This window comes from Kiloniella litopenaei, from assembly GCF_000982415.1.
Classification (GTDB): Bacteria; Pseudomonadota; Alphaproteobacteria; order Kiloniellales; family Kiloniellaceae; genus Kiloniella; species Kiloniella litopenaei.
In genome coordinates, this window is sequence record NZ_LANI01000004.1 from 26582 (window position 1) to 44985 (window position 18404).

General features: G+C 46.4%; 16 protein-coding genes. 6 read left to right on the plus strand and 10 right to left on the minus strand.

What is annotated here, in order from left to right; genetic code table 11:
- The first annotated feature begins 1 nt into the window (after position 1).
- From WH95_RS06575 to WH95_RS06595, 5 genes are all read left to right on the plus strand, one after another.
- Positions 2-895, plus strand: coding sequence for a branched-chain amino acid ABC transporter permease (locus tag WH95_RS06575; RefSeq protein WP_046504737.1), 894 nt, complete (start codon positions 2-4; stop codon positions 893-895).
- Positions 896-914: 19 nt separating this feature from the next.
- Positions 915-1979, plus strand: coding sequence for a branched-chain amino acid ABC transporter permease (locus WH95_RS06580; protein WP_046504740.1), 1065 nt, complete (start codon positions 915-917; stop codon positions 1977-1979).
- A gap of 70 nt (positions 1980-2049) precedes the next feature.
- Entirely contained in the window at positions 2050-3276 is a 1227-nt protein-coding gene (locus tag WH95_RS06585; protein ID WP_046504743.1) for an ABC transporter substrate-binding protein, read from the plus strand.
- 101 nt (positions 3277-3377) lie between these two features.
- Entirely contained in the window at positions 3378-4205 is an 828-nt protein-coding gene (locus tag WH95_RS06590; protein ID WP_046504745.1) for an ABC transporter ATP-binding protein, read from the plus strand.
- A 59-nt stretch (positions 4206-4264) separates the two neighbouring features.
- Positions 4265-5512 carry a phenylacetate--CoA ligase family protein gene (locus WH95_RS06595; RefSeq protein WP_046504748.1) on the plus strand — a complete coding sequence of 416 codons (1248 nt, stop codon included), beginning with the start codon at positions 4265-4267 and terminating at the stop codon, positions 5510-5512.
- A gap of 5 nt (positions 5513-5517) precedes the next feature.
- On the opposite strand, the gene WH95_RS20465 is transcribed toward WH95_RS06595, so the two are convergent.
- The 10 genes from WH95_RS20465 to WH95_RS06645 all read right to left on the minus strand — a co-directional run bounded on the left by WH95_RS20465 (position 5518) and on the right by WH95_RS06645 (position 17550).
- A complete protein-coding gene (locus WH95_RS20465; protein ID WP_052741844.1) occupies positions 5518-7719 on the minus strand; it encodes an ATP-binding protein in 2202 nt (733 codons plus the stop codon).
- Between the two features lie 302 nt (positions 7720-8021).
- Positions 8022-9206, minus strand: a complete 1185-nt coding sequence (locus WH95_RS06605; RefSeq protein ID WP_046504751.1) for an acetyl-CoA C-acyltransferase — start codon at positions 9204-9206, stop codon at positions 8022-8024.
- Between the two features lie 78 nt (positions 9207-9284).
- The gene (locus WH95_RS06610) at positions 9285-10052 is read right to left on the minus strand and encodes an SDR family NAD(P)-dependent oxidoreductase (protein WP_046504754.1); all 768 of its coding nucleotides are present in this window, start codon (positions 10050-10052) and stop codon (positions 9285-9287) included.
- Between the two features lie 56 nt (positions 10053-10108).
- Complete coding sequence (locus WH95_RS06615; protein ID WP_046504756.1) at positions 10109-11014, minus strand: hydroxymethylglutaryl-CoA lyase; 906 nt, start codon at positions 11012-11014, stop codon at positions 10109-10111.
- Between the two features lies 1 nt (position 11015).
- Complete coding sequence (locus WH95_RS06620; protein ID WP_046504758.1) at positions 11016-12998, minus strand: acetyl/propionyl/methylcrotonyl-CoA carboxylase subunit alpha; 1983 nt, start codon at positions 12996-12998, stop codon at positions 11016-11018.
- Positions 12999-13024: 26 nt separating this feature from the next.
- A complete protein-coding gene (locus WH95_RS06625; RefSeq protein WP_046504761.1) occupies positions 13025-13810 on the minus strand; it encodes an enoyl-CoA hydratase/isomerase family protein in 786 nt (261 codons plus the stop codon).
- Between the two features lie 4 nt (positions 13811-13814).
- Entirely contained in the window at positions 13815-15422 is a 1608-nt protein-coding gene (locus WH95_RS06630) for a carboxyl transferase domain-containing protein (protein WP_046504763.1), read from the minus strand.
- A complete protein-coding gene (locus tag WH95_RS06635; protein ID WP_046504766.1) occupies positions 15422-16597 on the minus strand; it encodes an isovaleryl-CoA dehydrogenase in 1176 nt (391 codons plus the stop codon). Before WH95_RS06635 ends, WH95_RS06630 begins: the two co-directional genes overlap by 1 nt.
- Positions 16598-16621: 24 nt before the next feature.
- Positions 16622-17122 (minus strand): PaaI family thioesterase, encoded by a 501-nt coding sequence (locus WH95_RS06640; RefSeq protein WP_046504768.1) that lies wholly within the window; start codon positions 17120-17122, stop codon positions 16622-16624.
- A 35-nt stretch (positions 17123-17157) separates the two neighbouring features.
- On the minus strand, positions 17158-17550 hold the full coding sequence (locus tag WH95_RS06645; RefSeq protein WP_046504770.1) for a MerR family transcriptional regulator: 393 nt from the start codon (positions 17548-17550) through the stop codon (positions 17158-17160).
- 226 nt (positions 17551-17776) lie between these two features.
- On the opposite strand from WH95_RS06645, the gene WH95_RS06650 reads away from it, so the two are divergent.
- The gene (locus tag WH95_RS06650; protein WP_046504772.1) at positions 17777-18385 is read left to right on the plus strand and encodes a GNAT family N-acetyltransferase; all 609 of its coding nucleotides are present in this window, start codon (positions 17777-17779) and stop codon (positions 18383-18385) included.
- Positions 18386-18404: the final 19 nt, after the last annotated feature.

Consider the following 18404-nt stretch of genomic DNA (forward strand, 5'->3'; position numbering starts at 1 on the left):
GATGAACTGGGATCTTTTATTCCAACTGATGATAAATGGTATCATTGTTGGGTTGTTATACGGCGTGGTCGCCATGTGTTTTGTGTTGATCTACAAATCGACACAGGTTGTCAACTTTGCGCAGGGTGAATTTCTTGTTCTTGGGGCTTGGGTCTGCTGGTTTTTTGTCATGAAATGGCAATTGCCCTTTGTCTTGGCCTTTCTGTTTGCCATGGCCTTTATGACGGTTTTTGGTATTCTGGTACAAATGGTTATTCTGCGCCCTCTGATCGGAGAACCAATTATCTCTGTGATTATGGTAACAATCGGGTTGTCCATATTCATGCAGGCGTTAATGAATTGGGTATTTGGTAACTCCGCTGAACGCTTTCCCTCTGTCTTTGGCGATGAAACCATTTCAATTGGCGGGCTCCAGGTCGAGACGGCTTACCTTATGTCTCTGGTGCTTTCACTCGTCGTGATGGGGCTCTTCTATTACTTCTTCAAATTTTCTCGTTATGGATTAGCCATGCGGGCCACTGCCTTTAATCAGCAGGTTGCGCAGTCGCTGGGTATTTCCGTTAAACAGGTTTTTGCGATGGCCTGGGCTATCTCTGCATTGGTGTCTTGTATCGCCGGTGTGGTTCTGGGGCTTGTAAATGCGGTTTCAAACTCGCTGGCGATTATTGGAATTAAAGTTTTCCCAGCTGTGATTGTTGGTGGACTTGATTCCATCGTTGGCGCCGTTATTGGCGGTGTCATTATCGGGATTCTAGAAAACCTTGCAGAATTCTTTGATGGTCAGTTCTTCCACATCGGCAATATGTATACCGTTGCGCCGTTTTATGTGCTGATCATTATTTTGATGATTAGGCCCTATGGCCTTTTCGGTACCAAAGATATTGAACGCATCTAAGAAAGGGAGCGGTTAAGCTATGTCACATGTTCCTCATCCGCGCCCTTGCGGTGATTTCAGAACTACATACAGCGACGACACATCATTGTTTCGTACCAAAGTAGAGGGTTATACGATTTACGTTGGGATCGCTGCCTTGTTGTTTGCGCCTTTGGTGTTGAATGACTTTTATGTCAGTCAGATGATTTTGATTGGTATTTATGCCATCGCAGCCCTTGGTCTTAATGTTCTTGTTGGTTTTACTGGACAAATATCCCTTGGCCATTCTGCTTTTTTTGGCTTTGGTGCATTTGCCTCGGCCTGGCTGAATAATACCACTGGAATTCCTGTCTTTATTTGTATTCCCCTTGCGGGCTTGATGACCACAGCCATCGGCATGATTTTTGGGATTCCTGCTGCACGTCTTAAGGGACTGTATCTTGCGATCGCCACTTTGGCATCACAGTTTATTCTACAGGATTTCTTTGCCCGTGCTGATTGGTTCTCTGGCGGAGCTTATGGATCATCTGCCGAAGTGGTGAACTTCCTAGGTATCGATCTGGATACTGACCAGAAATATTTTTATCTGGTTCTTTTCTGGGTTGTTGTGTCTTTTCTCGCCGTGAGCAACCTTCGTCGTTCCAGAGATGGACGGGCGTTGGTTGCTGTTCGTGATCACTATCTATCCGCTGAAATCATGGGTATCAATCTAACCCGTTACCGGATTATGTCCTTTGGTGTTTCAAGTTTCTTTGCCGGTCTAGGTGGGGCTCTTTACGCACACTATCTGCAATATGTTTCTGTCGAAGGTTTCACGATCTTGCTGTCCATTCAATTCCTGGCCATGATCATTATCGGTGGATTGGGATCTGTTTCAGGCTCATTGCTCGGGGCAATTTTCATTCTGTTGCTGCCACAGTTTATGGAAGAGGTTGCCAGTAGTGCGGCGGTGGTTTTTGAGGGCATTGAACAAAGTAAAGCCTATATCAAGGAAATGTCTGTTGGCGCGGTAATCATTCTGTTCCTGATTTTTGAGCCAGAAGGACTTATTCATCGCTGGCGTTTAATTCGTGCCAGTTGGAAGCTTTATCCATTCTCTCACTAAGAGAGAGGCATTCATTCCGCGGCGGCCGGGGTGGAAATATAAGAATGATGCCGCCAAAAGGGAGGAAGACATGAAGCAGCGTATTCTCGCCGCAACACTTGCCCTGGCGGCAGCTAGTAGCCCAGCCATGGCAGAAGATTCAGTATTCGTTGGTCACCTTGTTGATTACACAGGTCCAACATCGTTTGTGAGTAAGTTCTATGGTCCGGGTGTACGTGATGCCGTGGATTACATCAATTCGACTGGGGGAATTGATGGAACTAAAATCGAAATGGAAACCATTGATTACGCTTATAAAGTTCCGCAAGCAATTGCGAACTATAAAAAGTGGAAATCAAAAGGTATGATCGCACTACAAGGTTGGGGTACAGGTGATACCGAGGCTCTAATCTCTTTTGTTGCAAAAGATCAGGTTCCAGTTTGGTCAGCATCATATTCCGGGCACTTGACTGACCCAACAGGAAAGAACCCAAAGACCAAAAAGCCTGCGCCATATAACTTCTTTTATGGTCCATCCTATACGGACGCATGTCGTGCGTTGGTCCAGTGGGCAGCTGGTGATGCAAAGGAAAAAGGCATTGCCAATCCGAAGTTTGTACACACAGGCGATAATCATCCGTATCCAAATGCACCTAAGGAAGGCTGTGCAGAGTATGCGACTGAGCTTGGGCTAGAGGTTCTGCCCCCGGTTGTTGTTCCGCTTGGTCCTGGTGACTTTAAAGCACAGTGCCTGACTATCAAAGAGTCCGGTGCGAACTATGCGTACGTTGGAAACCTGGGTGGATCAGTAATTTCACTGCTGAAATCCTGTAATACTGTTGGGGCCGATGTTACCTATATGGGTAATGTTTGGGCAGGGGATTATCTCACGATCGAAGCTGCGGAAGCAAAAGACTATGTCTTCCCAACAGCAACACCTTTCTGGGATGCTGCTGCGGACGGAATGGCGCTGGTTTACAAAATTGCCCATGATAGTGGTTTCTCAAAAGATGCCAAACCAACGCATCACTACATTCGTGGGGTCTGTTCTGCTTATTACATGAAAGAAGCTATGGAATGGGCAAAAGCGAATGGTGGGTTGACTGGTGAAAACATCAAAAAAGGTATGTATGTGAACCAGAACTGGACACCTAAAGGTCTGGAAGGTGTTTGTCTGCCGTCAAGCTGGTCGCCAGAAGATCACCGTGGAAGTACCGTTGTTTCTATTAACAAAGGATCTTTCGAAGATGGTGCCGTGAACATCGAACGGATTGCGGAAATGACATTACCGCGTCGTGACGATTGGGTTGGTTACTAATCGTGAAGATGGTCAGGTCTTCCTAGAGGTTGACCTGACCCTTTCTCTATAAATCATTATTTTCTGGATTTAAATCCGGCCTTAATCTGGGGATCTCTAACATGAGTTCTGTATCTCAACTACAAAGCCCAACACAGGATGAAATAATTCTGGCTGTCAATAATGTTGAAGTGGTCTTTAATGACGTTATTTTGGTGCTCAGAGGCTTGAACCTGACTGCAGAGCGCGGAAAAATTACTGCGTTATTGGGGGCAAATGGTGCCGGTAAATCCACTACTCTTAAAGCCATTGCGGGCCTGTTAGGTTCCGAAGATGGTGAGGTAAGCCGTGGTGATATTGTTTATAATGGTATGAATATCACCGAAATGTCACCAGAACAGCGGGTTCGAAACGGAACTTTCTTGGTGATGGAGGGACGCGGTATCGTCCAGGATATGACCGTGATTGAAAACCTGCGTCTTGGTGCTTTTACTCAACCACAAAAAAATGTCGCAGAAGATATGGAAAAGGTTTTTACCTATTTCCCACGCTTAAAAGAAAGAACGGGGCTGGCGGGGTATCTCTCGGGTGGTGAACAACAAATGCTGGCAATTGGTCGGGCACTTATGGCGCGGCCAGATTTGATCATGATGGATGAACCTTCCATGGGCCTTTCACCGCTGTTGGTGAAAGAGGTTTTTGGCATTATCAAGCGTATGAATGAAGAGCTTGGAATTAGCGTTCTGCTTGTTGAACAGAATGCGAATATGGCGCTTCGTGCTGCGGATTACGGCTATATCATGGAGAACGGTAAAATTGTTCTTGATGGTACTGCTGAAGAGCTAATGAATAACGAAGACGTCAAGGAATTCTATCTTGGTGGCGGCGGTAACGAACGTAAATCATTTAAAAATATCAAGTCTTTCAAACGACGTAAGCGTTGGCTTTAACATACTTTGTGTCTCGCGTATTTTATGAATTTGAACTTTTGTGAATTGGATCGCTTTTTATGACCGATTATTTTGATCATAAGGAAACTCGTAGCCAGGATGAGCGAGAAAATGATCAGTTGCTTAGGCTTCAAAAGTGCCTTTCTGAGGCAAAGGAAAAAGCACCTTATTATCGTGAAGCTCTCGTTGATATCGATCCCCAAAAAATTACCTCTATAAAGGATCTTGCTGCGCTACCTGTTGTGCGGAAATCTAATTTGATAGAAATGCAAAGCTCTAGCTCTCCTTTTGGCGGACTAGGACAGGTTTCAACAGGAGAAATGGCACGTTTGTTTCTTTCTCCGGGGCCTATTGTCGAACCTCAGGGTATTGATGGCGACATTTGGCGCGTAGCCCGTGCTTTACACGCGGTAGGTTTACGAAAAGGCGGTGTTGCTCATAACTGTTTTGCGTACCACTTTACGCCCGCTGGAATTATGTTTGATTTTGCTGCGCGTACTCTTGACTGTGCTGTTTTTCCCGGTGGTGTTGGCCAGACAGAAAGCCAGGTTCAGGCGATTAATCGCTTTCAGGCTGATACCTATATGGGAACACCTGACTTCTTAAAAATCATATTGGAAAAAGCTGATGCTTTGGAAACGCCGATATCATCAATTAAGCGTGCTTTGGTGACTGGTGGGCCTTTGTTCCCAGATCTAAGACGGTACTACGAAGAACGGGATATCTATGTCAGGCAATGTTATGCGACGGCTGATGTTGGTCTTATCGCTTATGAAAGCGAAAGCCTAGAGGGGATGATCCTTGACGAAGATGTAATTGTTGAAATTGTACGACCTGGTACAGGTGATCTCGTCGCAGAAGGTGAAGTTGGTGAAGTCATTGTGACGTGTTTTAATCCGAACTATCCACTGATACGTTTTGCAACTGGGGACTTGTCGGCATTTCTGCCTGGTCAGAGTTCCTGTGGCAGGACAAATCGCCGAATTAAAGGATGGATGGGGCGCGCCGACCAGACAACTAAGGTAAGGGGAATGTTTATTCATCCGGAACAGATCGCCCGAATTGTTGAAAAACATGATGAGGTTATAAAAGCTCGTTTGGAAGTTAGTGAAAAAGATGGGCGAGATAGTATGGTGTTACTTTGCGAAATCACTGGTAACGGTGATCGTGAAAGTTTGCGCGAAAAGCTAGAAGAAACAGTTCGATCTGAATGTCGTTTGCGCGGTGAAATCGCTTATAACGAGATTGGAACTTTGCCCAATGATGGCAAAGTCATTGATGACATCAGGCCTATAGCAAACGCCTAAAATTTTTAGGGTAAGATATCATCTAAATCATTCTGGAGTTTTTTCATACTCTCTTCGGTGTCTTTGGTAATCTCTGATGGCTTCCCATTCGGTTTTATGACAGCAGTGTTTGTGTGTGGTTGATCAATGTGCGATGCGTTTACCCATCTGGAAATTGCGCCTATTAGTGCTCTTTGATCAATGGGTTTTGAAACATAATCATCCATACCTGATGCAAGATAGAATTCCCGGTCACCTTTCATGGCATTTGCAGTTAAGGCAATGATCGGAATCTTTGATGTCGGTTCTGGAAGGCTTCGAATACGTTTTGTTGCAGTTGGCCCGTCCATCTGTGGCATTTGAACATCCATCAGGATGATATCAAACTCTTGTTTCTGGACTGCCATGTAAGCTTCTATGCCATTGTTCACGATGTGCAATTTGCAATTTAATGACCTAAGCAGTGATTGAATCACCTTTTGATTTATTAAATTGTCTTCGGCGACCAATATCTTGATTGTCTTGCCAATATATTCTGGAACCTGATCTCGTGCTCGTTCGGCTTCTTCCTCAGCACGGACTTTCTTTTCGTCTCCTTTTTCAACGAGAATTGTGAACCAAAATGTTGATCCCATTCCTTCAACACTTTCAACACCAATTTCCCCCCCCATCAAGTGAGTAAGCTGTTTACAGATCGCGAGCCCCAGGCCTGTTCCGCCATACCTGCGTGTTGTCGATGAATCAGCCTGTGAAAAAGCTTTGAACAGGTTACTTTGATTTTCTAATGCGATACCTGTCCCTGTATCTTCAATTTCAAAACGGAATTTTATTTTATTATCAATAGTTTCGAGTTGCTCAATAATGATAGAAATTTTACCGGATAAAGTGAATTTGATGGCATTGCCAATTAGGTTATAAAGAATTTGTTTTATTCGGCCTGGATCTCCCTTGATTACATCTGTGTTTGTCGGCGCGTTGAGTACTTGAAAACGGATGTTTTTTGCCCTGGCCCTTGATTCCCAAAGGGCTTCGGTTGTGCCCAATAATTTTCGCAGTGAGAAATCAATTTTTTCTAACTCAATTTTCTCAGCTTCGATTTTTGATAAATCGAGAATATCGTTAAGAAGAGAGAGAAGGGATTCGCCTGATTCTTTAATCGTGAAGACACTGTTGTGCTGTTCATTGGTTAAATTGCTACCCAACAGGGAGCTTACCATACCAAGTACCCCGTTCATTGGGGTCCGTATTTCGTGGCTCATGGAAGCAAGAAAGCGTGATTTGGCCAGGTTGGCTGCTTCTGCTTGCTGTTTTGCGTTTTCTAGTTCTGCTGTACGTTCTTTTACCCTGGCTTCCAAGTTTTCTTTGGCTTTGTTGAGGGATTTGGTCGTTTTGAAAAGGGTAAGAAAAGCTATTGCGACCCCAAGTGCTAGAATACAGGTGCCCGCAAGCATGATGCGTGTATTGTTTTCTGCTTCTTGATAATAGATCTTGAATTGGTTGTTTTGCGTTTCAATCAGAACATTTAGAATTGCAAGATTTTTTGAATCCGTCAGATCCTTTGTTAGAACGGATAGTTCTCTATCAAGTGTGATCAGTTGCTCTGCATAATTAATAATAGTTGTCAGTTCATTGTTTTCGACATTGTCAAAGTCTTGGGAAAGTTCTTTGAGTCTATCAACCAGTTGAGATAACCCGATCCTTATTTCTGCAGGGTTATATGCTCTGTTGTTATTTACGAGTGCTATAAGGTTAATCAGATTGGTAAGAATAAGTTGCGTAGCTTCGTTGCTGTGATGATTTTCTGAAAAGGTAATCAATGCTTGAGGGAAAAAAATCTCAGTATCTTTGTAAAGTGCATTCTGATTTTTAAATATCTTAATGACTTTTTTTCGTTGAATGTGATTTCGTTTATATGATCTAAAAAGTGTTTGAAATTCAGAACTGCTTAGTTTTTGTGAATTCAGGTTATTTTCCAGAGTGTTAAGTATCTGATCTATGGTTTGATCGGCTTTATCATATGCTTCGTAGTTTATTGTTGTCCCTAAGCGGTGTTTTAGAACTTCTTTATTGATATGGGTTTCATTTGTTTTTAGTTCTTGCAGCATCAGACTCAATTGCTGCATCTGAAAGGGATGTGTGCGTCGAGTTTCTATGTAGGTGAAGATGATGACGGCGCATAGGCATAAGACAAAGAGTGCCAGAACGCTTTTGACTATTGCTCTGCCCATTTGTACCCCCGATATTCAAAGCGGAAGGCTTCATTCTTGACCATGATTTTCACTGTTTTACTGAAAGCATGGTTTTCTTTGGTTTTTAGACAGCTAGCCATTTTAACTCATGATGTAGTCATTAGGGCGCGATACTATCTATGGTCGTGTATAAGGTTTAATTATTCGTAAAACGTTTAAGAGTCGCTTGAAACAATTTGTGGGGTATCATGACGCAGAACATAAAATCCCGGTGCTATCCATCCAAACTGGGTAATGTTGCACCGGGATTATGATTAATTTACATAGATTTGTTCAGTTTTTTAATAAAGTTCAACAGCCAAAGCGGTGGCTTCACCACCACCAATACACAGGCTTGCAATTCCTTTGGAGCCTCCTGTGCGTTTTAAGGCATGTAGCAAGGTGACAATCAGTCTGGTTCCTGATGCGCCAATGGGGTGCCCCAGTGCACAGGCTCCACCGTTTACATTAACCTTGGCGGGATCAAGATCAAGATCCTTGATAGCGGCCAGTGTTACAACCGCGAAAGCTTCGTTAATTTCGTATAGATCTACATCATCTCTGGACCAGCCAGCTTTGTTCTGTACCTTTTCAATGGCACCAACGGGGGCTGTGGTAAACCAGCAAGGTTCCTGCGAGTGAGTTGCATGAGCTTTGATTGCAGCCAGGGGTTTTAAGCCTTTTTTATCAGCCTCGGATTTTCGCATTAAGACCAAGGCTGCTGCGCCATCGGAAATAGAGGATGAGGATGCGGCAGTAACCGTGCCGTCAGGACGAAAGGCAGGGCGTAGCTTGGGGATTTTATTCGTATCAACTTTAAATGGCTGTTCATCATTTTCGACAAGTGTTTCACTTTTGCGATTTTTGACCGTCAGGGGTTCAATTTCGTCTTTGAAGTAACCTGCTTCTGTCGCTTGTTTGGCACGATTAAGGCTTTCGATGGCAAAGTTATCTTGTTCTTCTCGGGTGGCTTTGTATTTATCTGCTGTTGCTTCGGCAAAGGTGCCCATCAGACCGCCCTTGTCAAAGTAGGCATCCTCCAGGCCATCCATAAACATGTGGTCAACAACAGTACCGTGTCCCATGCGCATACCGCCACGTGCCTTTGGTAGTATGTAGGGGGCATTGGTCATGCTTTCCATGCCACCAGCCACGACAATATCTACACTACCAGACGCAATCGCATCGTGGGCCAGCATCACCGTCTTCATGCCAGATCCACAGACTTTGTTGACTGTCGTACAGCCAGCTGACAGTGGAAGGCCACCTTTGATTGCTGCCTGTCGCGCCGGTGCTTGCCCCAAACCAGCGGGCAGAACACAGCCCATCATAACTTCCTGAATGTCTTCAGCCGAAAGGCCGGACCTTGATACAGCGGCTTTAATTGCCTCTGCCCCAAGATCAGTGGTTGAAAGCGGAGATAAAGCTCCTTGAAAGGAGCCCATCGGGGTTCGGGCGGCAGAAACGATAACGATTGGATCAGACATGATTTTGTTCCCGGTACTGAGATCTGGATATCATCCAGATAAAGTTGTTGGCAGATAAAGTTGTTGGTGATTTTTGATTTAGGAAAGGCGAACGGCACCATCAAGGCGAATTGTGGACCCATTGAGAAAGGCATTTTCACAAATGTGTGCAACAAGGCCGGCAAATTCCTCTGGCTGCCCAAGTCTTTTGGGGTGCAGGCTTTTTTCCACCAAAGCATCTTTCACCTTGTCAGACATGCCCGCAATCATCGGGGTTTCCATGATGCCCGGTGCGATGGCCATGACGCGGATTGCGCTGCGGGCGAGTTCTCTGGAGAGTGGCAGGGTCAAAGAAGCAACTCCCCCTTTGGACGCAGCATAGGCTGCCTGACCAATTTGGCCTTCCCAGGCAGCGATAGACGCCGTGTTGATAATAACACCGCGCTCACCGTCAATTTCGTCGTATTGCACCATACGTTCGGCTGCCAGACGCATTACGTTGAAGGCACCGACTAGATTGATATCGATTGTTTTACGAAAGAGGTCGAGATCATGCGCACCGTCTCTGCCGACGAGCTTTGCCCCGGGGGCAATACCAGCACAGTTCACAACAATGCGGATGGGGCCGAGTGTGTCTTCAATAATTTTAACGGCTGACTTTACGGCGTCAGGATCTGTAACATCGGCTGTAACGGCAGCTGTATCAATGTCTTGGGCATCAATATCTGCTGCAACACGGTTTACGCCTTCGTCATTGAGGTCCACAAGACCACAGCGTACGCCTTGCGATGCCAAATGTCTGGCAACGGCTTCACCTAATCCGGAACCTGCGCCTGTAATCAGCGCTGTAAGACCAGATAATTTCATAACGTGCTTCCTCTTAACAAAGATCAAATTTGGTTATGTAGTACAAAGAGATGAGATTATTTGTTTCTCATCGCCAAGGAGATTTTGGAATTTGGATGACGATCTAGTTTATCGGCAATGAACCAAGCTGTTTCTACCAGCTTGTCAATATCGACCCCGGTTTTTACAGACATACCATTGAACATATAAACGACATCCTCGGTCGCGACATTCCCGGATGCTCCACGGGCATAGGGGCACCCACCTAGGCCCGCAACAGAGGTATCAAAAACGGCAATGCCATTTTGCCAGGCTGCAAAAATATTCGCCAAAGCCTGTCCGTAGGTATCGTGAAAGTGTCCGGCCAGCTTTGTTACGGGAACTGACGTCGAAACGGCTTCAATCATCTGCTGGGTTGCAAGGGGTGTTCCGGTGCCAATGGTATCGCCAAGACTGATTTCATAGCACCCCATATCAAAAAGAGCTTCTGCAACTTCGGCCACTTTTTGCGGGGCAATTTTCCCTTCGTAAGGACAGCCTAATACACAGGATACATATCCGCGGACTTTGATATTTTTTTCTCGGGCAGCCTGAACAACAGGCTCAAACCTGGCAAGACTTTCCTGAATTGAACAGTTGATGTTTTTCTGAGAGAAACTTTCAGAGGCTGCGCCGAAAATAGCAATTTCCTGGACACCTGTTTCAACTGCCCGCTCTAACCCTTTCAGGTTCGGTGTTAAAACAGGATAGCTAATCTCAGCTTTCCGGGTGATTCCAGACAGGACTTCACTTGCATCTGCCATTTGTGGCACCCATTTCGGGGAAACAAAAGCAGATGCCTCAATTGAGCTTAAGCCAGTTTCTGACAAGCGATTGATGAGTTCTATCTTTACATCGGCCGGAACAAGTATCTTTTCATTTTGTAACCCGTCGCGGGGACCTACTTCTACAAGCTTTACAGTCTGGGAGGGCGTAGGAGACATCTTATTCCTCACTATCCAGTTCGACAAGGACATCACCTTCGTTGACCTGATCATTTACCTGTCCCAGAAAGGCTTTCACGGTGCCTTCGGTCGGGGCAACAATGGTGTGTTCCATTTTCATGGCCTCGAGAACCATCAGGGGATCGCCAGCGGAAACTTTGTCGCCGATGGAAGCAAATATCTTAATAATTTTTCCGGGCATTGGGGCGCGGAGGCCACCTGTATCTTCGTCCAGATTTTCGGCCGCAATCAAAGGATCAAACAGATGGACCTGATAATGCTGATTATCCAAGAAAACATGACGTTCTAATTCGTGACAAATCACGGTTGCCTTGGTGATCTTTCCATCAACCGTGACTGTTACACGGTCTTCTTTAACCTGACCGGAAACGTTGTATTCCTGTTCATTGATCAAGAAGCTGTAGCCGTCAGCGTGATATGTTGCGATGACGTTATGCTCCTGGTCATTTTCAGTAAAGCGTAATTTTTTTTGTGCTCTGCCGCCCAAACGCCAGCCATCTTGTGAACCCCAGGGGGAATGAGGATCTGATTGAGGGATGTTTGGTGTATGTCCCTGGAGCTCGACAAGAGAAACGAGGATCAAGGCAAGATCTGAAGCTGTTGATTTTTCGGGGAACAGGTACTCCTGTTCTCTCTCGATCAGGCCTGTATCCAGCTGTGCTGCCTTGAAGGCGGGGACATTGGCAAGTCTGTCGAGGAAAGCCACGTTAGTTTCAAGCCCGACGATATGTGTGTCGTTCAGGGCTGCACTAAGTCTATCCAGCGCTTTTTCCCGTGTTTCATCCCAGGTAATCAGTTTCGCGATCATGGGGTCATAATGGGGCGAGACAACGCCGCCCTGTTCGACACCGGCGTCAATGCGAATGTGTTCAGAGGCTCTTGGGAATGCCAGGCGTACCAGCTTTCCTGTGGCAGGGAGAAATCCATTGTCAGGATCTTCTGCGTAGATCCGGGCCTCAAAAGCATGGCCAGAGAGTGATATTTCATCCTGTTTTGCCGGAAGAGGTTCTCCGGCTGCAATGCGTAATTGCCACTCGACAAGATCGAGACCTGTAATAAGTTCGGTAACAGGGTGTTCGACCTGCAGTCGTGTATTCATTTCCATAAAATAGAATTCGCCATTGGGGGCGAGCAGAAATTCAACGGTACCTGCGCCACGATATCCAACAGCTTCCGCGGCAGCGATCGCAGCTTTGTGCATGGCATCGCGGGTTTTATCGCTCAATCCGGGGGCAGGGGCTTCTTCGATGACTTTTTGATGACGCCGCTGTGAAGAACAATCGCGTTCGAACAGGTGTATTGTATTGCCATGGTTATCAGCAAAAACCTGTATTTCCACATGGCGGGGGTTTTCAATGAACTTTTCAATTAGAACTCGGTCATCACCAAAAGCTGCTTTTGATTCACGCTGACAGGATGCAAGTGCTTCTTCGAATTGGTCGGCTTCGTGAACAATCCGCATGCCTTTACCGCCACCACCGGCAGAGGCTTTGATCATCACGGGATAGCCAATTTTTTTCGCCTGTTCTACAAGGTGGGCTGTGTCCTGATTTTCTTCTTCGTATCCCGGGGATAAAGGAACACCAGCTTCCCGCATCAGGCGTTTGGAAGCTGATTTATCCCCCATGTCGATAATTGATGAAGCTGGCGGGCCGATGAAGACAATATCATTTTCGGCGCAACTATTGGCAAAGCTGGCATTTTCGGAAAGAAAGCCATAGCCGGGATGAATAGCCTGCGCCCCGGTCGCTTTTGCAACATCTAGTATTTTATCCGCTAGAAGGTAGCTTTCGGCAGGGGGAGGAGGGCCTATATGAACGGCTTCATCGGCTTCTTGAACAAAGGGGGCATCTCTGTCGGCATCCGAATAGACGGCAACGGTTTTTATGCCCATTAGATGCGCCGTTCTGATAATGCGTCTGGCGATCTCGCCACGGTTTGCAATAAGGATTTTATTAAACATTCAATTCTTCCTGATCCAAGTCCGATTTAGGCGACCCAATTGGCTTTGCGTTTTTCAAAGAAGGCACTGAGACCTTCGCGTCCCTCGGGTTTTAACCGCTGTTGAGCGATAAGCTCTGCGGTTTCATTCATCAAGGTGTTATCGAGCTGTCGGTTACTGACCGTTTTAATAAGTTCCTTTGCCACATGAAGGGCATCAGGGGCAGCAAGATTGAAGGAAGACAAAATATCTTCTATGGCTTGATCCAGATGCTCGTCCGGGCAGCTTTCATGCACAAAGCCGATATCGGCTGCTTTATCCGATTTGAATATTTCGGCAGTAAGAAAATATCGACGCGCCTGTCTTTCCCCCATTGCGGCAACCACATAAGGCGCAATGGTCGCAGGAACCAACCCGAGCTTTACTTCAGACAGGCAAAACTTGGCGTATTCTCCGGCAATGGCGATATCTGCTACGGCTGTAAGCCCCACACCACCGCCAAAAGCGGCCCCCTGTACCCGTGCAATTACAGGTTTGGGACAAACTGCGATAGCGTTGAGCATATGGGCGAGTTTAAGGGCATCGACCCGGTTTTCTTCTTCGGTGAAGTTTGCGGCGCGTTTCATCCAGCCGAGATCAGCTCCGGCACTGAAGCTTCTACCTCTGCCACCCAGTACAATGGCTCTGATATCAGGATTTTTGCCCAGTTCGTTAAAAACCTGGGTTAATTCTGCGATCATAACTTCATCAAGGGCATTGTGAACGTCCGGGCGGTTCATCCAAACCCATGCGTTGCGGGATTTAATTTCTATTTCGAGTGTCTGATAGGTCATATTACTACATCCTGAAGACACCGAATTTGGTGTCTTTTATTGGTGCATTAAGAGAAGCAGACAAGCCCAAAGCCAATACCCGTCGTGTTCGTGCGGGGTCAAATACACCATCATCCCACAGGCGTGCCGATGCGTAGTAAGGTGAACTTTGTTCTTCGAACATGTCCAGCATTGGTTGTTTGAATTCCTTTTCTTCCTCTGCTGACCAGCTACCGCCTTTTGCTTCGATATTATCCCGACGAAGGGTGGACATGACAGAGGCAGCCTGTTCACCGCCCATAACTGAAATGCGTGAATTCGGCCACATCCACAAGAAGCGTGGTTGATAGGCTCTACCGCACATGCCGTAGTTACCGGCCCCGAAGCTTCCCCCGATCAGAACGGTGAATTTGGGTACGTTAGCCGTTGCAACAGCGGTGACCATTTTGGCACCGTCTTTTGCGATGCCGCCTGTCTCGTATTTACGGCCAATCATAAAGCCGGAAATGTTCTGTAGGAAAACAAGGGGAATCCCCCGTTGCGCACAGAGTTCTATAAAGTGAGCAGCTTTCTGGGCGCTTTCTGAAAAGAGAATACCATTGTTGGCAACAATGCCGACAGGATAACCCCATATACGTGAGAACCCACACACAATACTGGTGCCGTAACGGGCTTTGAATTCGTCAAACCTAGATCCGTCAACGATACGGGCAATGACCTCGCGTACATCATAAGGTGTTTTAAGATCACTTGGGACAACACCGTAAATTTCCTTGGGATCATAGAGCGGATCTTCCGGCTTCGACAGATTGAGCTGATTGGGCTTTTGCCAGTTCAGATTATCAACCACATGGCGGGCGATAGTCAGGGCATGTGCATCATTTTCAGCCATATGGTCTGCGACACCGGACAGACGTGTATGAACATCTGCGCCGCCAAGATCTTCGGCCGAGACAATTTCACCGGTTGCCGCCTTTACGAGGGGAGGGCCACCAAGGAAAATCGTGCCCTGTTCCTTCACAATAATGGTTTCGTCTGACATGGCGGGAACATAGGCTCCGCCAGCAGTACAAGAGCCCATAACAACGGCGATTTGAGGGATGCCCATGGAAGACATCTGGGCCTGATTGTAGAATATCCGGCCAAAGTGATCTCGATCAGGAAAGACTTCATCCTGATTGGGAAGGTTTGCGCCACCTGAGTCGACCAGATAAATACAGGGAAGCCTGTTTTCCTGGGCAATTTCCTGAGCGCGCAGGTGCTTTTTAACGGTCATGGGGTAGTAAGTACCACCCTTGACTGTTGCATCGTTCGCCAAAATCATACACTCGACGCCAGAGACCAAGCCGATACCTGCTATAACACCTGCGGCGGCAATGTTGGCATCATACATATTATGAGCCGCTATCGGAGAAACTTCCAGAAAAGGCGATCCGGGATCAAGCAGGGCCTCAACCCGTTCTCTTGGTAGCATCTTGCCACGTGCGAGATGTTTTTCCCGTGCCTTCTCTGGGCCACCTTTTGCCGTTTCTGCCAGAATGTTGTTCAGGTTATCTACCAGGCCCTGCATATGAGCTGCATTGGCTTTGAATTCATCTGATCTGGGGGAAATTTTGGAACGGATGACAGACATTATGCTGTCTCCCCAAAGAGTTCACGACCAATGAGGTATCTACGGATTTCACTGGTACCTGCGCCAATTTCATAGAGCTTGGCATCACGCCATAAACGTCCCGTCGGGAATTCATTGATATAGCCGTTGCCGCCGAGAACCTGAATTGCTTCTCCCGCCATCCAGGTCGCTTTTTCTGCGGAATAGAGAATGGCTCCTGCGGCATCTTTACGGGTTGTCTCTCCGCGGTCACAGGCTTGTCCAACAGCATATACATAGGACCGACAGGCATTCCATGTTGCGTAGATGTCAGCCATTTTCCCTTGCATCAACTGGAATTCACCGATGGCTTTACCAAACTGTTTACGTTCGTGGATGTAAGGGACGATAACATCCAGACAGGATGACATGATACCCAAGGGACCACCTGAGAGAACAGCGCGCTCATAGTCCAGGCCGGACATCAGAACGTGGACCCCGCCATTTAGTTTACCAAGAATGTTTTCTTCGGGGACTTCGCAGTCCTGAAAAACGAGTTCACCAGTGTTTGAGCCGCGCATGCCAAGCTTGTCGAGCTTTTGAGCAACGGAAAAACCGGGGAAACTTTTCTCAATGATAAAAGCTGTGATGCCTTTCGGGCCTGCTTCCGGATCTGTTTTCGCATAAACAACCAGAGTATCGGCGTCTGGCCCGTTGGTGATCCACATTTTGTTCCCGTTCAGAACATAGTGATCACCTTTCTTTTCAGCTTTCAGGCGCATGGAAACAACATCAGAGCCAGCACCGGGTTCGGACATGGCCAGGGCGCCAACGTGTTCGCCGGTGATTAGCTTTGGCAAGTACTTGGACTTTTGCGCATCTGTTCCGTTACGCTTAATCTGATTAACGCAAAGATTAGAATGGGCACCATAGGAAAGGGCCACAGAAGCGGAAGCCCGGCTGAGTTCCTCCATCGTGACAATATGGGCGAGGTATCCCATGCCACTGCCGCCATAGCTTTCATCAGCTGTGATTCCCAACAGTCCCATGTCACCCATTTTACGCCACAGATCCATGGGGAATTCGTTGGTTTCATCAATCTCGGCTGCGCGAGGGGCGATTTCTGCATCAGCAAAGGCTTTGACGCTGTCTCGCAGCATGTCGATCTCTTCACCGAGGTTGAAGTTTAAACTAGGGAAGTTATGGCCAGTACTCATGATTTTTATCTCCAGTAAGGAAACTTAGTTTTCTGTTTTTGTCTTTTGAATTTTTGCGATTGTCGCGGCGACATCAGGTTTGTTTTCCATGCGCATAAAGGTACCTTGAGCTGCTGCAACATGAACTTCGGTATTATCGTTTTGCAGGGCGTAAACATCCATACGGGCGATTGTAACACGTCGTCCTGCCCTTAGGACGGTGCCTTTGCCAATTAATTTTTTTCCAGCACCGGGAGCCATCATGTTGATTTTGTACTCAACAGTTAGAATTGAGTCGTTTTCTTCAATTAGTGTATAGGTGGCATAGCCCCCGACGTAATCGGCAAGGGCACCGATAACACCCCCTTGGAAGAAACCATGATGTTGGGATAGTTCCGGGCGAAATGGCAGTTCCATTTCCACATATCCAGGTTCAATAACTGTTAACTCGGCCCCCAGCGTTTTACCAAAGCCGGTGTTGTTATAGCTATCGCGTATAAGTTCTGCATAGTCCGGGTTGCGTGGTTGAAAGCTCGTTATTGCCATGGTGTTAACTTCCCTGTGTTTATTTCTTTTTATTGTTATTTAATCTCTTTTAGTTCGTTTAGACGCATTTCGACGGAATTGCTGACATCTTTGAGTTCTTGTAAGGTTTCTAGAATGTCTTGTTGCTTTTGTTCCAGTTCCGCTTTTCTCTCTTCAATGCGGGCCTGTAGTTTTTCTAGCTGGCCTTTTTCGCCGGATGAGTCGTCATACATCTCAATGATTTCTCGGACTTCAGCTAGAGAAAAGCCGAGGCGTTTTCCGCGAAGGATAAGCTTGAGACGGGTTCTGTCTCTGGGGGTGTAAAGGCGTTTTCTGCCCTGTCTTTCCGGGTTGAGCAGCTTTTCATCTTCGTAAAAACGAAGGGTCCGCGTTGTGATCGCGAATTCTGCGGTTAGTTCGGAAATGGTGTAGAAGCGTCTCTCTGTCATAGGTATAGTTTTTACGCATTTTACGTAAACGTCAAATAAATAATTATAATTCATATATAACAGTTAGTTAGGCTATGTTTTGTGAGATGGGAGGATAGAGTTTTAGGCTTTTTATGAAAAGCTTTTACCTTGCAGGGAAATATTGACAATATCGCTGACACTTATTCCTTATGAATTTCCCGTCATAATTTTTATTTTTAATGAGCCTTATTTTAATGAGCCTTAAATGACTTCTTCCCAAGCCGCTCCGAGCATTTCTGTTGTTGATATCAATAATCTCACGTTAGAAACCGAAAGATTGAACCTGAGAAGATTTAATGAGGGTGATCTGGATAACCTTTATAAATTGCTCAGCCAGGAAGAAGTCGTGCGTTATCTCTATGGCGAAGTGCAGACCCGCGAAGAAACCCAGGAAAGGCTTACAAAGAGACTAGAGATGAATAGTCTCAAAGATGATGGTGATACCTTGATCTTGGCTGTAGAGGAGAAGCAGACTGGTGCATTTATTGGAGATTTGGTGCTGATTTTAACCAGTGCAGAGTTCTCTCAGGGGGAAATCGGTTTTGTCTTCAATCCTGAGCACCATGGTAAAGGTTATGGTTACGAAGCCTCTATGGAAATACTGCGGTATGGATTTGAGGTTCTGGGGATGCACCGCATTAAAGGTCGGTGTGATGGACGAAATAAAGCCTCGGCTGGGTTAATGAAGAAGCTCGGACTTGAATTAGAAGCACATTTTATTGAGAACGAATGGGTGAAAGGTTGCTGGACGGATGAGATGGTTTTTGCCATGCGTCGGAGCCAATGGGACACTCAAGCTCAACCCATTACATAGAATTCCCAAAAGTGACATG

Coding starts and splice junctions, on each gene's coding strand:
- WH95_RS06575 (WP_046504737.1), top strand. CDS start 2: ATGAACTGGGATCTTTTATTCCAACTGATGATAAATGGTATCATTGTT.
- WH95_RS06580 (WP_046504740.1), top strand. CDS start 915: ATGTCACATGTTCCTCATCCGCGCCCTTGCGGTGATTTCAGAACTACA.
- WH95_RS06585 (WP_046504743.1), top strand. CDS start 2,050: ATGAAGCAGCGTATTCTCGCCGCAACACTTGCCCTGGCGGCAGCTAGT.
- WH95_RS06590 (WP_046504745.1), top strand. CDS start 3,378: ATGAGTTCTGTATCTCAACTACAAAGCCCAACACAGGATGAAATAATT.
- WH95_RS06595 (WP_046504748.1), top strand. CDS start 4,265: ATGACCGATTATTTTGATCATAAGGAAACTCGTAGCCAGGATGAGCGA.
- WH95_RS20465 (WP_052741844.1), bottom strand. CDS start 7,719: ATGGGCAGAGCAATAGTCAAAAGCGTTCTGGCACTCTTTGTCTTATGC.
- WH95_RS06605 (WP_046504751.1), bottom strand. CDS start 9,206: ATGTCTGATCCAATCGTTATCGTTTCTGCCGCCCGAACCCCGATGGGC.
- WH95_RS06610 (WP_046504754.1), bottom strand. CDS start 10,052: ATGAAATTATCTGGTCTTACAGCGCTGATTACAGGCGCAGGTTCCGGA.
- WH95_RS06615 (WP_046504756.1), bottom strand. CDS start 11,014: ATGTCTCCTACGCCCTCCCAGACTGTAAAGCTTGTAGAAGTAGGTCCC.
- WH95_RS06620 (WP_046504758.1), bottom strand. CDS start 12,998: ATGTTTAATAAAATCCTTATTGCAAACCGTGGCGAGATCGCCAGACGC.
- WH95_RS06625 (WP_046504761.1), bottom strand. CDS start 13,810: ATGACCTATCAGACACTCGAAATAGAAATTAAATCCCGCAACGCATGG.
- WH95_RS06630 (WP_046504763.1), bottom strand. CDS start 15,422: ATGTCTGTCATCCGTTCCAAAATTTCCCCCAGATCAGATGAATTCAAA.
- WH95_RS06635 (WP_046504766.1), bottom strand. CDS start 16,597: ATGAGTACTGGCCATAACTTCCCTAGTTTAAACTTCAACCTCGGTGAA.
- WH95_RS06640 (WP_046504768.1), bottom strand. CDS start 17,122: ATGGCAATAACGAGCTTTCAACCACGCAACCCGGACTATGCAGAACTT.
- WH95_RS06645 (WP_046504770.1), bottom strand. CDS start 17,550: ATGACAGAGAGACGCTTCTACACCATTTCCGAACTAACCGCAGAATTC.
- WH95_RS06650 (WP_046504772.1), top strand. CDS start 17,777: ATGACTTCTTCCCAAGCCGCTCCGAGCATTTCTGTTGTTGATATCAAT.